At 33.4% G+C, this 21,239-nt stretch carries 18 protein-coding genes and 1 tRNA gene; 15 read left to right on the forward strand and 4 right to left on the reverse strand.

Annotation, left to right across the window (positions count from 1 at the left end; all coding sequences use genetic code 11):
• Nucleotides 1-24: 24 nt before the first annotated feature.
• The 11 genes from ACOQOS_RS23435 (at nt 25) to ACOQOS_RS23485 (ending at nt 9,915) form a co-directional block, all read left to right on the forward strand.
• Complete coding sequence (locus tag ACOQOS_RS23435; RefSeq protein ID WP_420572863.1) at nt 25-1,977, forward strand: YgiQ family radical SAM protein; 1,953 nt, start codon at nt 25-27, stop codon at nt 1,975-1,977.
• A 66-nt stretch (nt 1,978-2,043) separates the two neighbouring features.
• On the forward strand, nt 2,044-2,712 hold the full coding sequence (locus ACOQOS_RS23440) for an RluA family pseudouridine synthase (protein WP_420572864.1): 669 nt from the start codon (nt 2,044-2,046) through the stop codon (nt 2,710-2,712).
• Between the two features lie 75 nt (nt 2,713-2,787).
• Nucleotides 2,788-3,396 carry a glutathione peroxidase gene (locus tag ACOQOS_RS23445; RefSeq protein ID WP_420572865.1) on the forward strand — a complete coding sequence of 203 codons (609 nt, stop codon included), beginning with the start codon at nt 2,788-2,790 and terminating at the stop codon, nt 3,394-3,396.
• A 185-nt stretch (nt 3,397-3,581) separates the two neighbouring features.
• Entirely contained in the window at nt 3,582-4,991 is a 1,410-nt protein-coding gene (locus tag ACOQOS_RS23450) for an MATE family efflux transporter (protein ID WP_420572866.1), read from the forward strand.
• Between the two features lie 32 nt (nt 4,992-5,023).
• The gene (locus ACOQOS_RS23455) at nt 5,024-6,181 is read left to right on the forward strand and encodes a trans-sulfuration enzyme family protein (RefSeq protein ID WP_420572867.1); all 1,158 of its coding nucleotides are present in this window, start codon (nt 5,024-5,026) and stop codon (nt 6,179-6,181) included.
• Between the two features lie 31 nt (nt 6,182-6,212).
• A complete protein-coding gene (locus ACOQOS_RS23460; protein ID WP_420572868.1) occupies nt 6,213-7,145 on the forward strand; it encodes a tetratricopeptide repeat protein in 933 nt (310 codons plus the stop codon).
• A gap of 132 nt (nt 7,146-7,277) precedes the next feature.
• The gene (locus ACOQOS_RS23465) at nt 7,278-7,907 is read left to right on the forward strand and encodes a hypothetical protein (RefSeq protein ID WP_420572869.1); all 630 of its coding nucleotides are present in this window, start codon (nt 7,278-7,280) and stop codon (nt 7,905-7,907) included.
• A gap of 11 nt (nt 7,908-7,918) precedes the next feature.
• Nucleotides 7,919-8,473 carry an NIF family HAD-type phosphatase gene (locus tag ACOQOS_RS23470; RefSeq protein WP_420572870.1) on the forward strand — a complete coding sequence of 185 codons (555 nt, stop codon included), beginning with the start codon at nt 7,919-7,921 and terminating at the stop codon, nt 8,471-8,473.
• Nucleotides 8,474-8,512: 39 nt separating this feature from the next.
• On the forward strand, nt 8,513-9,229 hold the full coding sequence (gene bshB1, locus ACOQOS_RS23475) for a bacillithiol biosynthesis deacetylase BshB1 (RefSeq protein WP_420572871.1): 717 nt from the start codon (nt 8,513-8,515) through the stop codon (nt 9,227-9,229).
• A 1-nt stretch (nt 9,230) separates the two neighbouring features.
• Nucleotides 9,231-9,443 (forward strand): hypothetical protein, encoded by a 213-nt coding sequence (locus ACOQOS_RS23480; protein WP_420572872.1) that lies wholly within the window; start codon nt 9,231-9,233, stop codon nt 9,441-9,443.
• 396 nt (nt 9,444-9,839) lie between these two features.
• A tRNA-His gene (locus ACOQOS_RS23485) sits at nt 9,840-9,915 on the forward strand.
• Nucleotides 9,916-10,145: 230 nt separating this feature from the next.
• On the opposite strand, the gene ACOQOS_RS23490 is transcribed toward ACOQOS_RS23485, so the two are convergent.
• Genes ACOQOS_RS23490 through galK form a run of 4 tightly spaced genes read right to left on the reverse strand, consistent with a single transcriptional unit; the run spans nt 10,146 to nt 14,400 of the window.
• Nucleotides 10,146-11,162, reverse strand: a complete 1,017-nt coding sequence (locus ACOQOS_RS23490) for a UDP-glucose--hexose-1-phosphate uridylyltransferase (protein ID WP_420572873.1) — start codon at nt 11,160-11,162, stop codon at nt 10,146-10,148.
• A gap of 3 nt (nt 11,163-11,165) precedes the next feature.
• Nucleotides 11,166-12,197, reverse strand: coding sequence for a UDP-glucose 4-epimerase GalE (gene galE, locus ACOQOS_RS23495; protein ID WP_420572874.1), 1,032 nt, complete (start codon nt 12,195-12,197; stop codon nt 11,166-11,168).
• A 6-nt stretch (nt 12,198-12,203) separates the two neighbouring features.
• Complete coding sequence (locus ACOQOS_RS23500) at nt 12,204-13,235, reverse strand: LacI family DNA-binding transcriptional regulator (protein WP_420572875.1); 1,032 nt, start codon at nt 13,233-13,235, stop codon at nt 12,204-12,206.
• 19 nt (nt 13,236-13,254) lie between these two features.
• Nucleotides 13,255-14,400, reverse strand: a complete 1,146-nt coding sequence (gene galK / locus ACOQOS_RS23505) for a galactokinase (protein ID WP_420572876.1) — start codon at nt 14,398-14,400, stop codon at nt 13,255-13,257.
• Nucleotides 14,401-14,568: 168 nt separating this feature from the next.
• Between galK and ACOQOS_RS23510 the strand changes: the two genes are divergently transcribed.
• The 4 genes from ACOQOS_RS23510 to ACOQOS_RS23525 all read left to right on the forward strand — a co-directional run bounded on the left by ACOQOS_RS23510 (nt 14,569) and on the right by ACOQOS_RS23525 (nt 21,163).
• Entirely contained in the window at nt 14,569-15,264 is a 696-nt protein-coding gene (locus tag ACOQOS_RS23510) for an NUDIX hydrolase (RefSeq protein ID WP_420572877.1), read from the forward strand.
• Nucleotides 15,265-15,279: 15 nt separating this feature from the next.
• Complete coding sequence (locus ACOQOS_RS23515) at nt 15,280-16,296, forward strand: GntR family transcriptional regulator (protein ID WP_420572878.1); 1,017 nt, start codon at nt 15,280-15,282, stop codon at nt 16,294-16,296.
• A gap of 278 nt (nt 16,297-16,574) precedes the next feature.
• Nucleotides 16,575-19,565, forward strand: a complete 2,991-nt coding sequence (locus tag ACOQOS_RS23520) for a SusC/RagA family TonB-linked outer membrane protein (RefSeq protein WP_420572879.1) — start codon at nt 16,575-16,577, stop codon at nt 19,563-19,565.
• A 17-nt stretch (nt 19,566-19,582) separates the two neighbouring features.
• Nucleotides 19,583-21,163, forward strand: a complete 1,581-nt coding sequence (locus ACOQOS_RS23525) for a RagB/SusD family nutrient uptake outer membrane protein (RefSeq protein ID WP_420572880.1) — start codon at nt 19,583-19,585, stop codon at nt 21,161-21,163.
• Nucleotides 21,164-21,239 lie beyond the last annotated feature (76 nt).

Raw genomic sequence — 21,239 nt, forward strand, 5'->3', positions numbered from 1 at the left:
TAATAAGCGTATATTTGCAGTCTTATGCAGACAAATAAACTTTCAGATTGGTTACCAACAACGAAGCGAGAAGTAAAAATTCGAGGTTGGGAAGAATTAGATGTCATTCTATTTAGCGGAGACGCTTATGTAGATCATCCTTCATTTGGGCCAGCTGTTATTGGTCGTATTCTGGAAAGTTATGGGTTAAAAGTAGCCATTGTTCCACAACCAAGTGTACATGATGATTTGCAAGATTTTACCAAACTAGGAATTCCCAAACTATTCTTTGGAATTACGGGTGGCTGTATGGATCCTATGGTGAGTAATTATACAGCTAGTAAAAAACGTAGAGACAAGGATGCATATACACCAAATGGTGATAAAGGATTTCGACCAGATTATGCTACTTCGGTTTATTCAAACATATTAAAAGAAAAATTTCCAGACGTTCCTGTGTTAATTGGTGGAATAGAAGCTTCACTGCGTCGTGTGACACATTACGATTATTGGAGCGATAAACTATTACCAACTATTCTAGAAACGTCTAAAGCAGATATGTTAGTCTATGGAATGGGAGAACAACCTTTACGAGAAGTTGTAAAGCTACTGCAAAAAGGAGTACCTTTCTCAAGTTTAAGAACAATCAAGCAAACTGCTTTTTTAGTTGATAAGAATGAAAGCATTCCTAAAAATAAAAATTGGGACGATGTCGAAATTGAATCGCATGAAGTTTGTTTGAAGGATAAAAAGAAATTTGCTTCTAACTTCAAAGTAATAGAGCAAGAATCTAACAAGCTAAAAGCAAGAAGAATTTTCCAAGGAGTAAACAACAAAACATTGGTGATAAATCCACCATATCCAACCATGACAGAAAAAGAGATTGATGCATCTTTTGATCTACCATACACACGTTTACCACATCCAAAATATAACAAGCGTGGACCAATTCCTGCGTTTGAAATGATTAAAACTTCTATTAACATACATCGTGGTTGTTTTGGAGGTTGTAGCTTCTGTACGATTTCTGCACATCAAGGAAAATTTATTGCAAGTCGTAGTCAAGAATCTATCTTAAAAGAAGTAGATAAAGTTGCTAGTATGCCTGATTTTAAAGGCTATTTGTCAGATATTGGTGGTCCATCTGCGAATATGTATCAAATGAAAGGTAAAGTACAATCTATTTGTGATAAATGTGTAGCACCTTCTTGTATTTCACCTGTAATTTGCAGTAATTTAGATACATCTCACAAGCCATTAACCGAATTGTATCAAGCTGTAGATAGTCATCCTAAAATAAAAAAATCATTTATAGGAAGCGGAATTCGTCATGATATGCTTGTGCCAGAATTCAACAAAAATGCAGATCCAAAAGAATTAGATGATTACACGGAAGAAGTGATGACAAAACATGTTTCTGGACGTTTAAAAGTAGCGCCAGAGCATACATCTGATCCTGTATTAAAGTTGATGCGTAAACCGTCTTTTCAATATTTTCATAAATTTAAAGAGCGTTTTGATAAAATCAACATAAAGAAGAAACTGAAACTTCAGTTGATTCCTTATTTTATTTCAAATCATCCAGCTTGCGAAGTAGAAGACATGGCAAATTTGGCTGCCGAAACAAAAGATATGGGATTTCAGTTAGAGCAAGTACAAGGTTTTACACCTACACCAATGACGGTTGCAACTGTTATTTACTATAGCGGATATCATCCATATACACTTAAACCAACCAAAACACCAAAATCTAGAAAAGAAAAAGAAGAACAACATCGTTTTTTCTTTTGGTATAAAAAAGAAAATAAAGGTTGGATCCGTAAAACATTGAGTAAACTTGGTAGAAAAGACTTGGCAGAAACCTTAGTGCCTGAAGAAGAGAATAATACTTGGAAAAGCATCAAGCCTAAAAAAGTGAACAATACTTTTGATAATGCAATTCCTGCTCGTCATTCACGTTCTAAAAAGAAACGAAAATCTAGAAAAAAGCGACGTTAACTCATAGACTGGCTTTATTTTGAAACACATGTCTACTTTTTTGAAATTTGAAAACGAACAGCACTAATGTCTAAGCTTGAAATTATACACGAAAACAACGATTATATAGTTGTAAATAAAGCGGCTGGATTGATAAGTGAACAAAATCCTTATGAAGCTGTTACTGTTGAAAACCAGGTTTTTAATCATGTTTTAAAAAGCAAGCGAAAGCCGTATGTTGGAATCATTCACAGGCTAGATCGTGTAACGAGCGGTGTTTTAATTCTTGCCAAGAAGAAAAGTATTTTGGTTGCTTTTAATTCCCTATTTAGTAGTCGAAAAGTTCAAAAAACCTATTTAGCAATTGTTACCAACAAGCCTGCAAAAAACAAAGGAAACTTGGTCAATTTTCTCATAAAAAATAACAAAGAAAAGAAAGCGAAAATTGTACAAACAAAATCTAAAGATGCACTGAGTTGCATGCTTTCTTATGAAGTAATCGGCAAAAATAGTATTGGGTATCTTTTAGCAGTAAAACCTAAAACAGGTAGATTTCATCAAATTCGCGCACAGTTAGCAAACATTGGGCTTCCTATTGTCGGCGATGAAAAATATGGATCAGATAAAAAATATAAGTCGTTATCAATTTGTCTTCATGCATGGAAACTTAGTTTTGAAGCCTCTGACTCTAAAGAACTCATAACTTACGAAGCACCTTTGCCTAATCATGACTTTTGGAAATTTGATTCCATCTAAATATTGTTAAAAGAATGATATGTATTCTATACGTAAGCGAATACTTTCGTACTTTTACAAAAAACTAGAAACCTAATGAGAATTTTATTTCTATTACTCGTTTTGTGTGCAGTAAGTTGTACTTCAAAACCAAAAGAAAAAGTGAAAGAAACAGCTAAAACAGAAGTAGCTGCAACAAAAACAACACCCGAAAAAACCATGAAAAAAGGATCAATTCATCAATTTACAGTAAAGGATATTGCTGGAAACGATTTTAAACTAGCCAATTTAAAAGGAAAAAAAGTAATGTTTGTCAACACGGCTTCCGAATGTGGATTAACGCCACAATACGAACAATTACAGGAAGTTTACGAAACTTTCAAAGACAAAGATTTCACGATTGTAGGTTTTCCTGCGAATAACTTTGGTGCACAAGAACCTGGAAGCGATCAGCAGATTGCAAAATTCTGTAAAGCCAATTATGGTGTTACTTTTCCTATGATGAGCAAAATCTCTGTAAAAGGTTCCGACATGCACGAAGTATATCAATTCCTAACACAAAAATCACAAAACGGTTTGGAAGATTCTGACGTTGCATGGAATTTTCAGAAGTATTTAGTAAACGCAAATGGTGAATTAGAAAAAGTAATTTCTCCACAAACATTACCAAACGACGAAGCTGTTATTACTTGGATTGAAAAGTAATAACATTCGCGACACATATAACAATATCGCTTTTTTAAAGATTTGCATAATCGGAAAAAAAAGCGATATTTGTATTATTATGAAACTGTAAGTAGTATTATTCGGAACCTGTCGATACTTCATCGACCCTTTTTTGGCAACTCAATCTTCTTGAAGTTGCTCATTCTAATATATAATATTACATCATGTCACAAGACTCTACATTATCAATCAAAAAACTATTCTCATATTTTAAAGAAGCTATAAAAGGCTCTCAAAACGATTTTACTACCGGAAGCATACGCAAAGCAATTTTTATGCTTTCTATTCCTATGATTCTCGAAATGTTAATGGAATCGATATTTGCTATTGTAGATATAGCTTTCGTTTCACAAGTTAGCACAAATGCTGTAGCTACTATCGGACTCACAGAATCTGTTGTCACTTTAGTATATGCTGTCGCAATCGGAGTAAGTATGGCTGCTACTGCAATGGTAGCCAGAAGAATTGGAGAAAAAGATCCTGAAGGCGCTTCAAAAGTGGCTGTACAAGCAATCTTTTTAGGTGTATTTATCGCAAGTATTGTCAGCGTTATAGGAATCATCTATCCTAAAGAAATCTTAGGACTCATGGGCGGCGAACCTGAATTGATAGAAGAAGGTTATGGTTATACACAAATTCTATTAGGAGGAAACATGACGATCATGTTACTATTTCTCATCAACGCCATTTTTAGAGGCGCAGGAAATGCTTCTGTTGCTATGAAAGCCTTGATTTTATCTAATGGGCTCAACATTATACTAGATCCTATTTTTATTTTCGGACTCGGGCCAATTCCTGCATATGGAGTAGAAGGCGCAGCTATTGCTACTACGATTGGACGTGGAAGTGCTGTAATATTTCAACTAGGAATCTTATTTTATGGTTGGAGCGTAATTAAAATTAAATTAAAAGATTTAGTACTACGAACAGGAATTATGTTGAATCTTTTAAAAATTTCGCTTGGCGGAATTGGGCAATTCATCATTGGAACTTCTAGCTGGATTTTCTTAATGCGTATCATGTCAGAGTTTGGAAGTGATGTTTTAGCAGGATATACCATTGCCATTCGCGTAGTCATGTTTACACTTTTACCTTGTTGGGGAATGAGCAATGCAGCAGCAACTTTAGTTGGTCAAAACTTAGGAGCAAATCAACCAGAAAGAGCCGAAACTTCTGTGTGGAAAACAGGAAAATACAATGCTTGGTTTATGGGAATTGTTTCAATCGTATATCTTGTATTTGCAAAACAAATCATTAGTCTTTTCACTGATGAAGCAATTGTGATAGAAAATGGCGCACTTTGTCTGCAAATTGTCGCAGCAGGTTATATTTTTTATGGATATGCAATGGTTATCATACAATCGTTCAATGGAGCAGGAGATACCAAGACTCCAACCTACATCAATTTTATATGTTTTTGGTTGTTTCAATTACCGTTTGCATACATCATGGCAATTCAACTAGATTTTGGTCCAAAAGGTGTATTTTGGGCAATAACAGCAGCAGAAGTTTTAATCGCAATTATAGGAATGTTTGTCTTTAAAAGAGGCAAATGGAAAGCCGTGAAAGTTTAGGTTTATATTTTACAGTTTTGTAATTTAGAGCGATGAAAAATAAAAAATTAGGACTCAATACAGTCTGTACACATACTGGAGAAGTAAAGGACAAACAATTTAAAGGTGCTGTTTCGCCAATTTACCTAAGTAGTTCATATGCTTTTGAAGATATTGACGAAAAACGATATCCACGATACTTTAATACACCAAATCAACAAGCATTATCAAAAAAAGTAGCAGCTCTAGAACAGACAGAAGCTGCTATGATTTTTGGTAGTGGAATGGCTGCTGTAAGTACAAGTTTACTCGCATTTTTACACAAAGGTGATCATATAGTATTGCAAAATGCTTTGTATGGTGGAACGATGAATTTGGTATTGGAAGAATTTGATAAATACGGAATCGAATATTCATTCACAAAAAGTCTAGATATTAAAGATTTCAAAAAAGAAATTCGAAAAAATACCAAGGTCATTTATATTGAAACACCTTCCAATCCGTTGTTGAAAATTACGGACATTAGAAAAGTAGCAAAACTTGCAAAAAAACACAAGTTAGTTACTATGATTGATAACACGTTTGCAAGTCCTGTAAATCAGTTGCCAGCTACTATGGGAATTGATATTGTCATTCACAGTGCTACAAAATATTTTGGCGGACATAGTGATATTTTGGCAGGAGCTGTTGCCGCTTCCGCAGAACACATGGATCGTATTTTTCAATTGGGAAAAAACCTTGGAGGAAGCTTAAGTGATTTTACCGTTTGGATGTTAGAAAGAAGCATGAAAACTTTGGGAATTCGCGTGAAGGAACAAAATAAAAATGCATTAAAACTTGCCAATTATCTAGAAAAACATGAAGCTGTTGCAAAAGTATATTATCCAGGTTTAAAATCGCATGAAGATTATGAATTGGCAAAATCGCAAATGTCTGGATTTGGTGGAATGATGTCGTTTGAGTTAAAACCTGAATACGATGTTTCTAAATTTTTCAAATCGTTAAAACTGATAAAACCTTCTATGAGTTTGGCTGGTGTAGAAAGTACTGTGTTAAGTCCAACACAAACTTCACATGCATTACTGACACCAGAAGAACGCAAAAAACAAGGAATTGCAGATGGTTTGATACGTTTTTCGGTAGGAATAGAAGCAAAGAAAGATATTATCTCAGATTTGAATCAAGCTATAAAAAAGGCAAAGAAAAAGTAACAATTCTAAAGACTATTGAATATAAAATTACATGCAAATACGAATTTTATTTACGTTTATTATTGTTGCAATATTCATTGGTTGCAATACAGTTAGTAATAAGCCTTCTGAAACTCAATCAGAATATGCAGAAGCATACTATAATCAAGCTTTTTCAATTTTAAGCAATACAACTCATAACGGACTTTCAAATGCACTTACGTTAGAAGGATTGGAGTATATAAACAAAGCAATCGCGATCAACGCTAACCAATCAAAGTATTACAGGGTGAAAGGCAGTTTTTATTCGCATCGTAGAGATTATGAAAAAGCCTTGAAAAACTTTAAAAAAGCCTTACAACTTGATCCTCAGAACTCTTTAGCGTACATGGGACAAGGAATTGTTTATGAAAATACAGCGAGATTTGACTTAGCTAAAAAAAAGTATTTAAAAGCTTTGGAGGATCCTGAATTAAAAGTAACAGTTAATTTTAACCTTGGATTATTGCATGGAAAATGGGGGAAACCAGAAAAAGCTCTTGAGTACTATAACAAGGTAATTTTGTTTTCTCCAAATTACAAAAGTGGTTATTTAAATAGAGGAAAAGTAAAAATGGGTTTACAACAGTATGAAGAAGCTCTAAAAGACTTCAACATTGCTTTAAGTCTAAAACCAAGAGACAAAGTTTCTTTAAATAATAGAGGTCTGACACTATTTTATCTACATCGATTTGAAGAGGCTATTGCCGATTTTGAAAAAACATTAAGTATCGGCTCAAATGCTTCTTTCGATGAAAACTTTGATACCAATCAATATGCTTATAACAATATGGCTAATGCCTATTTTGGATTGAAAGATATTCAAAATGCTTGTTTATATTGGAATAAAGCCATAGAAAGTGGTTACACGTATCAACCTGAATGGAAAGAAGAATATAATATTGAAGATCCTTTGAAGTTAATTGAAAAACACTGCGGAAAGTAAAATTAGAGAAAATTCATAAGTTAGTATTTTATTCTGAGAGTTTAGAAAAGTATTTTTATCAGATATTTTTAAAAAAAAGTAACAAAATGATTTTTCTTAAGACTCATATTATATTCTGTAAATCAAAAAGATATGATACAAAAATTCCTTAAAGCAAAACATTGGCAATTATTTTTACTCATGGTTGCTTTACCATTTTTAATACAAATGATTTTTATGATGTCTATGTTTACAAGCATGTTTGCAAATATTGATAATCAAGACCCTGAACACATAATTAATACATTCCAATCAGTGTATTCTATATTTCCTGTAATTATGATTTTAAATGCAGTGTTTCTTTTCGGTTGGCTTTGGTCAATGGGAGTTGGTTTACAAAAATATGTTCCATTAGATGTAAAACTAAATGTGAGTAGATTCAAATGGTTTCTAATAATTCCGTTGGTATATATTACACTTTTTTCATTCTTATTTGGGCTTTTGTTTAGCAATGCGTTTAACAATCCAGAAGCTATTGCTAGCTTTGCGTTACCTTCTATGGCAATCATATTACCATTGCATTTATTTTCAATGTTTTGTATGTTTTATCTTTTATACTTTGTTTCGAAGACATTAAAAACAATAGAATTACAAAGAGAAGCAAAATTTGGAGATTATGTAAAAGAAGCACTTTTATTATGGTTTTATCCAATAGGTATTTGGATTCTTCAACCGCAAATCAATAAAATAGTAGCAGAAGATAGATCACCAAAAACAAATTAATTCATTCATTATTGAAATCAACAGATACTATACTTGTCGTATTAGATTTAGATGAAACATTATTGCATGCTTCAGAGGAAAAACTAATACTTGAAGAAGATTTCGAATATGCTAACTATTATGTATATATCAGACCGCATTTAAAATATTTTTTAGAAGAAATCAGTAAACATTTTTCAGTAGCAATTTGGTCTTCTGCGGATGATTTGTATGTAAATGATTTAGTAGAAAAAATTAAACCATCTACCGTAAATTTTGAGTTTGTTTGGGGAAAGTCACGTTGTACATTACGAAGAGATTACGAATTAGATACGTATGTGCAAGCCAAACATCTAAAGAAACTAAAAAAGAAAGGGTTCTCATTAGAAAAAATCCTGATCATTGATGATTCACCAGAAAAGACAAAAGATAACTACGGAAATGCTATTTACATTTATCCGTTTGAAGGCGAAACACACGACACTGAGTTGAAACATTTGGCTAACTATCTCATTTCTATACGAGATACAGAAAATGTACGTCATTTAGAAAAAAGAGGTTGGCGACATAAAAATACACTTGAATAAAATAGCGTAACTTTGTGTAATACAAAAAATAGGTAAAACATGAAGTTAGATATATTAGCCATTGGCGCGCATCCTGACGATGTTGAATTGGGTTGTGGAGCTACGATTGCTAAAGAAATTTCCAAGGGAAAAAAAGTTGGTATTCTCGATTTGACACGCGGAGAGCTAGGAACACGTGGTTCAGCCGATTTAAGAGACATTGAAGCAGCGAATGCAGCCAACGTATTAGGCGTGGAAATTCGTGAAAATTTAGCCTTTGCAGATGGTTTCTTTAAGAATGATAAGGAACATCAATTAGAAATTATAAAAATACTTCGTAAATATCAGCCAGAAATCGTACTCTGTAATGCAATTGATGATCGCCATATAGATCACGGAAAAGGAAGTCAGCTTGTAAGTGATGCTTGTTTTTTAAGCGGATTGTTGAAAATTGAAACTCAACTTAATGGAGAAATACAAGAGAAATGGCGACCAAAACAAGTTTATCATTACATTCAATGGAAAAATATTGAGCCGGATTTTGTAGTAGATGTATCAGGATTTATAGACAAAAAACACGACGCGGTAATGGCCTATAGTTCGCAGTTTTATGATCCAAACAGTAACGAAGCAGAAACGCCTATCACAAGTAAAAACTTTATAGACAGTATTAATTACAGAGCGCGTGATTTAGGACGTTTAATAGGTGTTGACTATGCAGAAGGTTTCACGGTAGAGCGTTATGTCGCTATAGACTCTCTAGATGATCTAATATAAGATGGAAAAGGATAATTATACATACGATCCGTTACGATTTCAATATGAAACTAATACGCGTTCATATTCGCTGCGTACAAAAATGATGGCAATTGCATTGGTTCTGCTTTTTTGTATCATTCCTTTGTATGAAATCAATGAACATACATTCCCAATGAATGGTAAATCTTCTTTTTATTGTTTCTATGAATTCTCTTGTTTTGGATTTTATTAAATTTGAAGATAAATCAATTTATAACTAAGTTATGGAACAAGAGCACATACACGATCCGTTACGATTTCAATATTCATCAAATACGCGCACATATTCGGTGCGTACAAAAATGATGGCAATACTTCTAGTTTTGATTTTTGTCTTGATTCCTCTATGTGAAATAAGTCCGGAAACTTTCCATGTGAATTATGTAGAAATTCCTTGTGACTGTGTAGCGACACTATCACATGGTTGCATGCATTTTGTACCGTAAACTCATTAGTGATTAAAAACTAGGGATAAAAAGTAAAAGCTAATCTTTTCAAAATCATGTATATAAAAAATGTTATCAAATAAATTAAAAAAATACTTTGTATAGGAAAACAAATAGCTTATATTTGCATCCGCAAAACAAATGGTGATTGTAGCTCAGCTGGTTAGAGCGCCGGATTGTGGTTCCGGAGGTCGCCGGTTCGAAACCGGTCTTTCACCCTTTTATAAACCCTCTCAATTTGAGAGGGTTATTTTTTTATAGAGTTTTGTTTATAAGGAGTACAGTTTCGATATATCTTTAGCTAAAAACACGTCTAGTTAGCTATTTGTATGTACTAAATGGGAAGTTTATACTGAGCAAAATTGAAGTGAAATTGATTTTTTACTCGTTCATCAATGCTTCTTTTTGTAGAATTAGCTCTAATTACATGAGAAGTTAAAAACTAATTTTCACACCAAATCTCTCAACATTTCAGCTGCTTTTTCAGCCGTAATATCGCGTTGTGGCATAGCAAACATTTCATATCCAACCATAAACTTTTTTACAGTTGCAGAACGTAACAATGGTGGATAAAAACTCATATGCCAGTGCCAGCCATCGTTTGATTCATTATTTGTTGGTGCTTGATGAATTCCAGCAGAGTAGGGAAAAGGAACATTAAAAACACGATCATATACACTTGTAGTTGTTTTAATTGCATCTGCATAGCATGTGACCTCTTCTTCAGTCATGGATAAAATATTTTTCATCGCTTTTTGGGGAACAATCATGGTTTCAAATGGCCAAACTGCCCAAAATGGAACTAGTACAACAAAATGTTTGTTTGTATATACAATTCGTTCGTTAGTCTCAATTTCTTGAGATATATAGGCTTCCAATAAGGTTTGGGAAGGATTAGAAACATGGTATCTCTGAAAATTAGCAGTTTTCTTTTGGAGCTCAGTCGGAATAGATTTCTGTGCCCAAATTTGACCGTGTGGATGTGGATTACTACATCCCATAATGTCACCACGATTTTCAAAAATCTGTACACTATTGATAAAAGGAATCTCTGATAGTTCTTTAAATTCATGTTTCCATGTTTCAATCACAAGTTCAATCGCGGAAATTTTCATCTTTGAAAGTGTTAACGAATGATCAGGAGAAAAACAAACTACTTTACAAATTCCCTTTTCACTTTTTGCTTCCAATAATCCATCAACATAATCTGTTGTTTCTGTATCACTTTTTAAAGCTGCATAATCATTCGTAAATACAAAAGTATCTTCATAAGTAGGATTTACATCTCCGCTAGCGCGTGTATTTCCTGGACATAAATAACAAGTAGCATCATAAGCAACATTTTCTGCAACAGTCTTATTTTCTTCTTTTCCTTGCCACGGACGTTTAGTACGATGCGGTGAAACCAAAACTTCGTCACCAGTTAATATGTTTTTTCTAATATGTGGTTCTTTCAAAATGTCCATGAATTAGTTTTTTTCGTTCTTTAAATTTTCTTCCCATTTCCAAGAAGAAGCAACCATATCATCAATATTTAATTGTGTTTCCCAATTCAACTTTTCCTTTGCCAATTCGGTAGAAGCATACAATGCAGGAACATCGCCTGCACGTCTACTTACAATTTTGTAATTCAATGGTTTTTTGGTGATTTTTTCAAAAGATTGAATCACTTCCAAAACCGTGTAACCATTTCCTGTTCCCAAATTGAAGATTTCCAAAGACTTCTCTTGTTTCTTATTTAATAAACGTTTTACAGTTTTTACATGCGCATCTGCCAAATCAACTACATGAATATAATCGCGAATTGCGGTACCATCTTTCGTATCATAATCATTTCCAAAAACCTGCAATTCTTTTCTAATTCCCGCAGCTGTTTGTGTAATATATGGCATTAAATTGTTTGGAATTCCATTGGGTAATTCGCCTAAATTGCCAGATAAATGTGCTCCAATAGGGTTAAAATAACGCAGTGAAATTGTTGAAAAATCTTGATGAGCTTTCACCATATCTTCTAAAATTTCTTCAGCAATTTTTTTTGTATTTCCATATGGAGAAAAAGGACGCTGCACTTGATTCTCTTCAGTAATTGGTAGTTTTTTTGGTTCTCCATAAACAGTCGCAGAAGAAGAAAAGATAAAATTATTAATTCCTTGTTCTAACTGTGCTTCAAGTGTATTTAGTAAGGAGAAAAAGTTATTTTTATAATACATTACAGGATTTTGAACTGATTCGGCCACAGCTTTATACGCGGCAAAATGAACCACTGCAGCAGTATCTTTATGTTTTTGGAAAACTGCTTTTGTTTGTTCACTATTTTTTAAATCGAGTTGTTCAAAAATGGGTCTTATCCCAGTAATTTTGGCAATACGGTCTAAGGTTTTTATGTTTGAATTTGATAAATCGTCTAAAATAACAACTTCAAAATTATGAGTGATCAACTCAACAACGGTATGTGAGCCAATATAGCCACAACCTCCCGTAACAATTATTTTTTGTTTCATTAGATATTAATGTGTTTTATAAGTCGTATTTCTTTGGTTTTTATAATCGATACTTGCTTTTACAGTGGTGGTTGTATAAGTTTTTCGTGTATCTTTTTGTAATCGATCTAACATCAATTGAGCAGTCTTATGACCAATTTCAACCGCATGCTGATTTACAATAATTAATGAAGGATGATTACGTAACTGAGAAGTATTACAAAATGCTGCAATAGGTAATTCTTTAACAACATCATAATTCATTTTCTTTGCTGTATTGATTGTTCTAATTGTTGCAGATTCATTTACACCAAAATATCCATCAATTGTTTTATCTTTCAAAAGACTTGGAATTCGCGTTGTAAAATCCGTCAAATTAGGAGAATTGATAATATATTTTTCATTTACTTCAATACCATGATCTTGCAATGCTTGTTTGTAGCCTTCCATACGTAAATTTCCTAAGTGAATACCACAAATAGAAGATACCAAAGCAATATTTTTACAACCTTTATCTCTAATCAAATGTGTAGTTGTGTTGTAAGATGCTTCATAATCATCATTTATAACTTTATCACATTGTAAATCGTTGTGAATACGATCAAACAATACAATTGGCAACTTCTGTTGTACAATAGAATCTAAATGTGAGTACGCTTTGCTAACTTGTGTTTCTTTTGCCAAACACATAATCAATCCATCAATAAAACCGCGTGACATAGTTTTTATACAACGAACCTCTTTCGAAGTAGATTCATGTGAAATAGATGTAATAACATGATATCCTTTTTTAGACAATACTTCTTCTAATCCAATCAATACTTTTGCAAAAAATGGATTTAAAATATTCGGGATAATTACACCAATCGTTTTTGTGGTTCCCTTTCGTAAACTAACGGCATACTGGTTTGGGATATAATTGTATTCATTAGCTAAAGCTCTAACTCGTTGCCTTGTTTCTTCGCTAATTTCATCATTATTTCCCAAAGATTTTGATACAGTAGAAACGGAAACATTTAAAATTTTCGCTAAAGATTTTAATGTTGTTTTTGGCTGCATAACAATGGTTTTTTAATGATTAATTTTTGATAAAAGTTCCTTGACTTGGATTAACAACAATTGCTGTTAATTCTCGCTTAAAATGATTTTTGTATGCTTCCGAAACTGTCTTTGTATAAGCTTCGACAGCGCTTTCATGAATAATATTAATTGTACAGCCACCAAAACCACCGCCCATCATTCTCGAACCTACTATATGTTCGTGTTCTCTAGAATAATCTACTAAAAAGTCCAATTCATCGCAGCTTACATTATATAAATTTTGCAAACCTTCATGTGACAAATACATTAAATCTCCAAAAGCTTCTAAATTTCCATTTTTTAATTCCTGTACGGCTTTTAAAACTCTTGCGTTTTCAGAAATAACATACCGACAGCGTTTATAAGTAGTTATATTTAATTCTTCTTTCACTGATTCTAACATAGCCAACGTAACATCTCGTAACGATTGTACCTCTGTATGTTTTTGTTGAATCACTTGTACGCCCAACTCACACTCTTCACGTCGTTTATTATATTCACTAGTAGCTAAATTATGTGAAACATTGGTGTTCAGCAATAGAATCTTATACGGAGAAATATCTACAGGAATCAATTCATAATCAAGAGATTTACAATCGAGTAGGAGTACATGGTTTTTTTTACTCATTACCACAGCAAACTGATCCATAATTCCACAATTTGTTCCTACAAAGCGATGTTCTGCATCACGTGAAAGTAAGATCAATTCTTCTAAGGGTTGTTTCAGATTGAATAAAATATTTAATCCAATTGCCATTCCGCATTCTAATGCTGCTGAAGAGCTAATTCCTGCGCCAATTGGAAGTTCGCTTTCAATAATGCAGTCAAAACCTTCCAATGAAGCATCTCTAAGTAACAATTCATGAATTACTCCTAAAACATAATTCTCCCATTCATTCTCGCTAGGGCGAACATGTGTCAAATCTACTTGTAAAAAAGCATTGTAACTTTTGCTGTAAATATTACAGGTAGAACTGGTATCATTCTTTCGAAATTTGAAACTAATTGTACGATCGATAGCAGTTGGTAAAACAAAACCATTATTATAATCGGTATGCTCACCAATAAAGTTGATTCTTCCTGGAGAATGTACCGTAAGTAAAGGTTTAAAATCTTTGAAATAATGTTGATTGAGTGTATGCAAAATAAAAATTTAGATGGGTAAATATACAATAAAAATAATAAATGTATAAAATACGTTTATTATTTTTTTGCAAAGATGAATTTTATCAGAAGTATGCAACTCAATTAATTTAACTACTTTTGAAATGAGCAAATAGTGAATAATATCTTTTAAATTAATATAGATTATATGTGGAAAGAAGACAGTTATAGCATGCATGATAAAATGTATGTTGCCACCGACTGTATTATATTTGGTTTTGATGATGGCGTACTGAAATTATTAGTTTTTAAGCGTAGGATAGAACCACAAAAAGGAGCTTTGTCACTTATTGGAAGTTTTGTAAAACTAAATGAAAGTGTTACCACAGCTGCCAATAGAGTGCTCAAAGAAATTACAGGTTTGCAAAATGTTTTCATGGAAGAATTAAAAACCTACAATGCGGCAGATCGTGATGCAGGTTACAGATGTATTTCTATAGGGCAATATGCATTAATACGAATAGGAGAGTATGACAAAACCTTGGTTGAAAAACACAATGCTATTTGGTATCCGTTTGATGAATTGCCTGAATTAGTATTAGATCATGATCAAATGGTGAAAGATGCTTTAGCACGTTTGCGACGCAAAGCACGTTATCAACCAATTGGATTTGAGTTGCTTCCAGAAAAATTTACCTTACCTCAATTGCAAAGTTTATACGAAGCCATCTATCAAAAAAGTATGGACTCGCGTAATTTTAGAAAAAAAGTATTATCATTTGGTGTATTGATCAAACTAGAAGAAAAAGACAAATCTTCTTCAAAAAAAGGTGCATTTTATTATAAATTTAATCATGAAAAATATCAAGAGTTAATAGCAAAAGGTATTAACTTTGAAATCTAAATTGTACTGCTATTCATGGATGCTGTATTTGAAAAAATTATAGAACTCAAAAACGAAAGTATACACTCTAAACATGAGCAGTTAGTTAATGGTATTATAAATGCTATCAATGACAAAACGCTAAAAAAAGGAGATCGTTTGCCTTCTATTAATGCTACTGTACAAAAACTAGGTTTTGCTCGAAAAACAATAGTAAGAGCATATGAAGATTTAAAAAGTAAAGGTATAGTAGAATCTAAGCAATTTAAAGGTTACTATATTTCTAACATTAACACGCGTACAAAACTTAAAGTTGCGTTGCTTTTATTTGCGTTTCATTCATTTCAAGAAGATTTTTACAACACATTTAGAAAAGAACTAGGTAAAAAATATCATATAGACGTATTTTTTCATCATAACAATCTAGACGTTTTTAAAAACATTTTAAGTAGTATAGAAGGAAAATACGGAATGTATGTTATAGCGCCAATTCCAACACTGGAAATGCCTACGATCTTAAAAAAAATTCCATCAGATAAACTATTAATCATTGATAGATTCATTCATATGGCAAATGAATATTCTTATATTTCTCAAGAATTTGAGCGTTCTACGTATCAGCGATTGGAAGAATTATTACCAGCGATCAATAAATATAAGAAAATGACTTTATTCTTTCGCGATGATGCCGATTATCCAATTGGAATAAAAAATGCTTTCAAAAAATTTATCAAAACGTACAACATAAAAGGAACGATTGAAAAAAAATACAATCAAGGCAGTGTAAAACCAAATACACTCTATTTTTTCATAAGTGATACACATTTATGGCAAGTTTTACGTGATTGTAAATATGCTAATTATTCCATTGGAAAGGAAGTTGGTATTTTGGCGCACAATGATAATGATGTAAAGGAAATTATCTTCGGAGGCATCACAACCATCTCCGCAGATTTTAAAAAAATGGCGCAAGAATCTGCTTCATATGTAAAACATCAAACACCAATTCATAGAATTATTCCTTCAGAGATAAAAAGACGTAATTCATTATAATGCAGAATTAAAAAGTTTTCAATGCATTATTTGTAAATTTTTTAACTTTTTTTTGACGATATGTTAATTGTGTGAAAAAATAATGTATATTTGTAGAGTAGCATACTGTATCACAGTTTTGTATTTCGCTCTTAGCTAAGATGGCCAGCCGTCTTAGATTTTTTTATGAAAAAACTAATAAGCGTAATATTTACATTTAAAAAAACGAATAAATTAATCAACTAACTAACCTTAACAATATTCTTATGGATAAAAAATTAATAAGACTATTATGCTGTATGACCTTTGTTTTATTTGGTTTTGCAGTAAATGCACAAACAGTTTCGGGGACAATTACCGACGGAACTATTCCGCTTCCAGGTGTAAATGTGACCGTAAAAGGTACCTCAAATGGTGCTGTTACCGACTTTGACGGGAAATACACATTAAATGACGTAAATACTGGCGATATTATCGTGTTTAGCTATGTAGGATACAAAACACAAGAAGTCGCTTATGATGGAAGCGCAACTCTCGATGTAACATTAATAGAAGATACAGCTGCTCTTGATGAAGTTGTCCTTGTCGGATATGGAACTTCTAGTAAGCGACAAGCAACAAGTGCGGTAAGTACCATAAAAGGAAAAGAAATTGCTAATACCATTGCAGGAAATCCAACGGTAGCTTTACAAGGTAAATTGCCAGGAATACAAGTGGAAAGTTTTGGTGGACAGCCAGGAGGTTCTGCAAACGTATTCATTCGTGGTATAAACTCCTTAAGCAATGCAGATCCACTATATATAGTTGATGGATTGTTTGTTGATAATATGGATTATGTAAACCCAAAAGATATCGCAGACATTTCAGTCTTAAAAGATGCGGCAGCAGCAGCAATTTACGGATCAAGAGCTGCAAATGGTGTAGTTTTAATCACAACAAATCACGGAAAAAAAGACCAAGCATTAAGGGTGACATTTAACTCTAGAATTGGTGTTGATTCGCCAAGTAAGAAGTTAGACTTTATCAACGGTCAACAATATACGAATTACTTAAATCAGCGTTTCGCCAATGACGGTTCGTCAACAACAGTTGCTTGGAATGGTGTAGATACAGATTGGCAAGAAGAATCATTACAATCAGGAATTGTAGAAGATTACGGACTGTCTATTTCAGGTGGAGGTGAAAAATCATCGTACTTTGGTTCTGTAAACTATTTTTACCAAGATGGTATTTTAGTTGGTTCAGGATTTAAACGATTAAACGCACGTTTCAACTCAAAACACGAATTAGGAAAATTCACAGTTACACAATCTTTAGGATTAACAGAAGGAAAACTTCAAGAGAATAATTGGTATGGTTTTGATGGAACAACAGCGCCAACAATTGCATTGTCTGACCCAAATAATGATGGCGGTTTTGCTGGTCCAACTGATCCAATTCATGGTCCTGGTGGTGTAAATCAATTCGGATTGGCTTCTTTAGAAAACAATTTAGAGACTACAAGAACAATGTTCGCAAGCTTGAAAATTGATTATGAAATTACAGAAAACTTAAAAGCATCTGTAAATTTAGGTGTTGACTATAGAAATAGAACAAACTTTCAGTTTACACCAACATACTTAATGACAAATTCAGTAACAAGTGGAAATAGTATCGATCCTGTTCGTAATGTAAACGAACTAAATGATCTAACAAATTTTGTACAAGATGATGTAAACCTATTATTTGAGCCAACAATTTCATACGATAAAACATTTAATGATGTTCACAAACTTGGAGTTGTATTAGGTCATACACGATTTATTGAAAAACAAGATAGTAATGGAGTATATGGAGAAGGAACACCTGCAAACTCAATTCAAGTAGCAAGTGCTTTAACTTCAGTTACACAAACACTCGGAGCTAGCAATGAAGCAGCTTTATTATCATACTTTGGTAGAGTAAACTACGGATATGATAACAAATACTTATTCTCAGCAACCGTAAGACGCGATGCTTCTTCACGATTTGCAGAAAAAAATAGAGTTGGTTATTTTCCAGCGTTCTCAGGAGCTTGGAATGTAAGTAGTGAAGAATTTTGGAAATCAGAATTGATTAACTTCTTTAAAGTCAGAGCTTCATATGGTGAATTAGGATCCTATCCAGATCAGTTTTACCCAACACAAGCAGTGTTCTTAGCAAATCAATCTAATGCAAGTTTTGGTGGAACTACGGCAACTGGTTTAGCGCAAACAACATTAGCAGATGAAAACCTAGTATGGGAAACAACAAAAACATTTGATATTGGTATTGATATGGCGTTGTTAGATAACAAAATCAAATTCACAGCAGATTACTACTCTAAAAATGTAGAAGATGCATTGGTGCCAATTAATGTACCATCAACGTCAGGTGTAAGTTTGCCAGTTACAAGAAATGCAGGAACCTTAGTAAATAATGGTTTTGAATTTGACTTAAGCTACAATAAATCTGAAGGAGATTTTACATATACAATTGGAACTAACTTCTCTTTTAATCTTAAAAACGAAGCAGAAGACATTCCAGCAACAATCTTAGGACCTGGAATTGATGAAGACTTACGTGTGGTGAACAGAACAGAGGCAAACGGACCAGTTGGAGCATTTTATGGTTGGGTTGTTGAAGATTTAGTAGATCCCGCAACAGGAAACTTTGTACGAGTAGATACTAATGGAGACGGAACCGTAGATGATGATGATAAAACAATTATTGGTGATCCAACACCAGATTTTACTTATGGTTTAAATATCACAGCTAATTATAAGAAATTTGATTTCGCATTAAGTTTCAATGGTGTACAAGGAAATGAAATTTACAACTTAAGCCGTTATTACAACATTCTTTGGCAAGATGGTGGTAAATTGACAGAAGTATTAAACGCATGGACACCGACAAATACAAATACAAACATTCCAATTGCAACAGAAGCTGATCCAGGAGGAAATAGAGAACCTTCATCATTCTTCGTAGAAGACGGATCATACTTCAGACTTAAAAACTTAGAAGTTGGATACAATTTCGAAAACGGATTCTTAGGTGTAGATTGGATAAACGATGTTCGATTATCGTTAAATGTTCAAAACGTATTCGTAATTACAAATTACAGTGGTTACGATCCAGATGTTGCCTCAACAAATGGTGGTAGAGCAAACTTAAATTCAGGTGTCCCTGGAGTAAGACCAAATGTAAATCCATTATTAGGAAGAGGATTAGATGCAAGAGCATACCCAAATGCACGTACATTTAGTGTTGGACTACAAGCAACTTTTTAAAATAAAAAAAAATAAAGATGAAAAAATTATTTAACCTAAAATCAGTCGTTAGTTTGCTAACATTAGTGTTGGTGTTTGTTGTAGCTGCTTGTTCTGATGATATCTTAGATCAGCAAAACAATAACGCCACTTCAACAGCAAACTTTGGTACTTCCGTAGAACAAGTAGAAGCTGCTGTAAATGGAGCATTTCACCCAATAACAGGAACGTTTTTCTGGGGAAGAATTGTGCATACAGGCGCACTGCTTCGTTCAGATGAATTCAATATTTTTCCTTTCGGAAGCAATACGGCAATGTCAACATTTCAAGGAAATCCTGGCGATCGTTGGGCTACAGAACCTTGGCAAGAATTGTATAAATCTATCGCAAGATGTAACAATATTATTGTAAACACATCCACAACTGCCATTTCAACAGAAGATTACAACGCATTAGTTGGTCAGGCATATTTTTTAAGAGCATTTGATTATTGGTACTTAGTAAATCTTTACGGAAATGTACCTTTAATTACTGATTTGCCAGATTTAGATAATTTATTAGTGAACCAAGCAACACCAGAAGCTGTTTGGACTCAAATTATTGCAGACTTAGAAATGGCAGAACAAATGTTACCATCTAGCTGGTCAGGAGAAAATCTTGGTCGCCCAACTTCTGGAGCTGCAAGAGCGTTGAAAGGGAAAAGTTATTTATACATGGGACAATGGGCAAACGCACATCAAACCTTAGATGATTTGGTAGGACAATACAGTTTATTACCAGCAGCTCAATTTGGAGATAACTTTACAACAACCAACGAAAACAATTCAGAATCTGTATTCGAATTACAATTCTTAGGACAGGCAAACTTTGTTTGGGGATCAGACATTCCACAAACAGGAACTATGGGTAACTATCATATTGATTATGCACCGCCTGCAAAATCTCCAGATCAAAGTCACGTAGTAAATCCTTGGTTAAGAGCTTTATTTGAAGCAAATGGAGATACATTTAGAAGAAACGAAACCTTAGCATACAATTATACAGGAGCTACTGGATATGGAGGACTTCCATTTATGACAGATTTCGTAGATGATATTCCTGTAGCTACAGATGCAAATGTAGAAGCAATTTTTTCTAAAAAATATTCAGGAATGGATTTAGGAACTAGAGGAGAAGTAGATTTCTTAGGAACAAACGTTGGAAACAATTGGAGAATTATTCGCTATGCAGATGTATTATTAATGTTAGCAGAAGCCTTAAACGAAGATGGAATGACTGCTGCAGCTGGTGGTTATGTAAACATGGTGCGAGAAAGACCAGGTTCAGGTTTAGCTCCAATCTCTACAACGTTGAGTCAAGCAGATATGCGCCAAGCAATTATTAACGAAAGAGCAATGGAATTAGCAGGAGAAGGACATCGTTTCTTTGATCTAGTACGTTGGGGATTGGCAGATGATTACTTAGGAAACACATCACTTCACGTAACAAATGGTTCACAAACATACCATCCAAAATCGTTAAGTGGCGGAACATACCAAGCTTCAAAGCATGAATTAATCTGGATACCAAACTCTGAATTAGATGCGAACCCTAATCTAACACAGAATCCAGGATATTAAAAACATGCTAAAAAAAGTTTTTTTATTATTCGATGCAAAAGTAAAATAGCTTTGATTTTTTAATACTACGAGAGTT

Origin of the sequence: Kordia sp. (assembly GCF_965224175.1) — a bacterium.
Taxonomy (GTDB): Bacteria; Bacteroidota; Bacteroidia; order Flavobacteriales; family Flavobacteriaceae; genus Kordia.